Below are 2,582 nucleotides of genomic sequence, written 5' to 3' on the forward strand. Positions count from 1 at the left end.
ATTTGCCCTCACCCCGCCAGATCCTCCCGATCTGGCGGGGTGAGGGCAAAAACTATGCTTCTTACCCCAACTCAGCAACGCCGCCTTGCGATTAATTGACAGTTGCTCTGGCGCGAATCAGCCAGTCGTCGTCGTTGGCAACTAGTTCGCGTCCGCTGGTGTCGCCGAGTTTGTCTAATGCCATTAGGATCGCATATTTAAGATCCCAGATTTTGGTATCCAAACTGGCAACCAGCAGGGGAATTGCGCGGTTATCTCCCAATTCCCCCAGAGCTAGCGCCGCTGCTGCGCGGGACTTCTGGACTTGCGGTTCGCGATTATTGAGCGCTTCGACTAGAAGATCGTAACCCGGTGCATATTTGAGCCACCCGAATAATTTCATGATATGGTAATGGGCACCATAATCGTTGTAAGCTTCTGCCGCATACGTCGCCAGTAGCGCCGCCGGAGCGAGGCTGGCAAAGTCATCGAGAATAGTCTGTGTGGCTAAATAGCACAGTCCAAAGTCCGTCTCATACAACTGGCGCATCAAGAATTCTAGAGTCGGCGGCAGATCGTATTCATGAATCAATTCTAAATCCTGGGGTCGATCGAGTAATGTTTGCTCTAAACTCGCTTGAATATCGGCAAAGGTAATTTTACCCTGCTCGACACCACTATTTGCGAGTAACCGAATCGCCCGCAATCGAAAGACGATCGATACCGGACATTTGGCGATCGTGGGAATCGCTGGATAATAATTTGTATCGATGAGATCCTGAATACATGCCCGTCTGGCGTTCCGATTGGGGTGAAATAAAAATTCCATCACCCGCTGCATCTGGGTATAATCGCCAGTAAATCGACATACCGCCGCAATCGCCGCACTCGCTGTAGCTTCATCTGTCGAGTCAGTAAAAGTGCGAATCCGATCGAGTGCGGGTAGATAATTGAGCTTGACTAGAGTATGAATGATGACGCGGTGATTTTGACCTTCGCGATCGAGTATTTGCGCGATTTCTGACAGGATTTGGGGATCTTCAGTGCCGATTTCCCCGATCGCCCATACAGCATTTTCGACAGTATAACAGTCTGATTCTGCCAGACAAGTCTGGATCGCTGGCAATCCCTGTTTAGCTTGGAGTTTCCCCAATGTTTCAACGGATTTACGCCGCACGATCCGATTATCGAGTTCGGGATCGTCATTAGCGATCGCCCGAATTAGTGCGTTAATCGATGCTTCTGTGGGAAAATTAATTAAATGCGAAGCTGCGACATAACGCGATTCATCTTCGGCGAGTTTAGCTAATGGCGTATCCAATAACTCGATCGCTTCGGTTTCGGTGAGATTAAAAATATTAAAAAAACGTTTATTAGTCATAATTGTTTATTTATTCCCGTAGGTTGGGTTGAACGAATGTGAAACCCAACATCCACAAATATCTAAGCCGACACAAATGTCGTTTAAGGGATGAAAAGAACTTTGGGTAAGTGTGTTGGGTTTCATTCTTCTGCTTGGTGCGCTCAATCTGGAGGAAACCTCCAGAGCGCGCATCCGCAACCCAACCTACAGATCTTCTAGATTTCAGGCGGTTTTAATATTTTGAATAATATCTATTTATTCACACTAACACATTACAAAAAAGGCTCTCGATCGATCGCTCAACCAAATCGGCAAAGCAACAGATCGAAAGCCCCTTCAGCACTCAAATAACCGCAGTTACCGAGTTAACTCCAATGACTAGGATAAGGAGTTGATGGTGTAGTCGAGTAAAGCATTGTATTCAACTAATGCTTGAGCCGACATGTCGCGAGGAGCGCAACCGCGAGTACGAGCAAAGCGGAGAGCTTCAACGTAAGGAGCAGTAGGTAAGTCTAATGCACGGTAAACTTCACGTCCACCAGCAATACCCCACTCATCCAAGGGACCAGTACCACCGACAACTAGACAGTAGTTGATCAAACGCATGTAGTGTTTGATGTCGCGCAAACATTTGTCTTTTTTAACTTGAGTTTCGTTAGCTTCACCAGCGTTGTTCAAGTAGCCATACTTTTTGATGCAAGCATCGTAAGCTTCTTTAGCTACGTTGTCCAAGTTAGCAGCTAATTTCTCAGCAGCTTCTAAACGTGCTCCTGCACGTTGGATGCTACCTTGTACTGATTCTAAATCGGAAGAAGTAGGAAAACGACCAGCAGCGTCAGCCGCTGCAATTACTGTGGTAACAACAGATTTCATGTTCTGATAACTCCAGAAAAAATATTTTGATAGTTTATTTCAATTCAGTCAGCGTAGATTGCGCTCGTACTAGCTGAGTGCAGAGATTACGCGATCGAAATAGGAAGCAGCTTCGGAAGTTATTGCAGAACAATCGCCTTTAGATGCACCCATTTGAACGAAACGCTTACCACCGTTTGCTTCGGTGTTGGTGTCGTTAATGTGAGCCAATGCCGCAGATTTCATGATTTGAACTGCACGGATGGTGGAAGTTGTCGGTACGCCTAGAGCTGCGTAAGTTTCTTTCAAACCGTTGAGACAACGATCGTCTAGTACGGATGCGTCTCCGGCTAGGAGTGCGTAGGTGACGTAACGAAGAATGATTTCA

General features: G+C 46.7%; 2 protein-coding genes and 1 pseudogene. All 3 read right to left on the reverse strand.

From position 1 onward, the window contains the following. Window positions 1-91: 91 nt before the first annotated feature. Window positions 92-1,360 carry a HEAT repeat domain-containing protein gene (locus RMO52_RS22505; RefSeq protein WP_310418788.1) on the reverse strand — a complete coding sequence of 423 codons (1,269 nt, stop codon included), beginning with the start codon at window positions 1,358-1,360 and terminating at the stop codon, window positions 92-94. Between the two features lie 360 nt (window positions 1,361-1,720). Next, window positions 1,721-2,215: a bleomycin hydrolase gene (locus RMO52_RS22510; protein WP_309740372.1), complete on the reverse strand. Its 495-nt coding sequence runs from the start codon at window positions 2,213-2,215 to the stop codon at window positions 1,721-1,723. A 69-nt stretch (window positions 2,216-2,284) separates the two neighbouring features. Further along, a pseudogene (locus RMO52_RS22515) lies at window positions 2,285-2,582 on the reverse strand (bleomycin hydrolase); the annotation flags it as partial.

Source organism: Chamaesiphon sp. OTE_8_metabat_110 (assembly GCF_031382685.1).
Lineage (GTDB): Bacteria > Cyanobacteriota > Cyanobacteriia > Cyanobacteriales > Chamaesiphonaceae > Chamaesiphon.